Below are 446 nucleotides of genomic sequence, written 5' to 3'. Positions count from 1 at the left end.
AAATGCTATCGGGAGATCACTTTATGAAAAGTTTTTCTAAATAGTTAAAGGAAAGGGTGTAATGGAAGTGGAATGTGTTACTTCTCTCTTAAATGAAGGATCAATAGCTTTCCATAAGAAATGGGGTTCTATCCCATAGAAGGAGATTCTCAGAATCCTGAGGGAGTTTCTTATTTTGAGAATTATGATGGCGACGGAGAGGATAGAGTGATATTTATTAGGAGGTTGAAGGAGATTGGGTAATTTTTTCAATTTTTATTTCACCTTAGATAAAGGTTGGTGAGCAGTTCTTTATTTATTTTTAAATAAATTGTTGTTAATAAACCTAAAAAGAGATGTTGGAAATAGGATACATTTTTATTTCACTTTTGCTTTTGGCTTTATTAGGAATTGGATATAATCAATTGCAAATAAAGGCCGGTCAGATAGGGGGAAAGAAAAGAAGA

At 32.5% G+C, this 446-nt stretch carries 1 protein-coding gene; it reads left to right on the top strand.

Features of this window, described 5'->3' with window-relative positions:
* Positions 1–120: 120 nt before the first annotated feature.
* Complete coding sequence (locus E1171_RS24575; protein ID WP_281347193.1) at positions 121–243, top strand: hypothetical protein; 123 nt, start codon at positions 121–123, stop codon at positions 241–243.
* Positions 244–446 lie beyond the last annotated feature (203 nt).

Source organism: Xanthovirga aplysinae (assembly GCF_009711365.1).
Taxonomy (GTDB): Bacteria; Bacteroidota; Bacteroidia; order Cytophagales; family Cyclobacteriaceae; genus Xanthovirga; species Xanthovirga aplysinae.
Note: the sequence above shows the minus strand (reverse complement) of the source record. Positions and strands in the feature narration are given on the sequence as shown.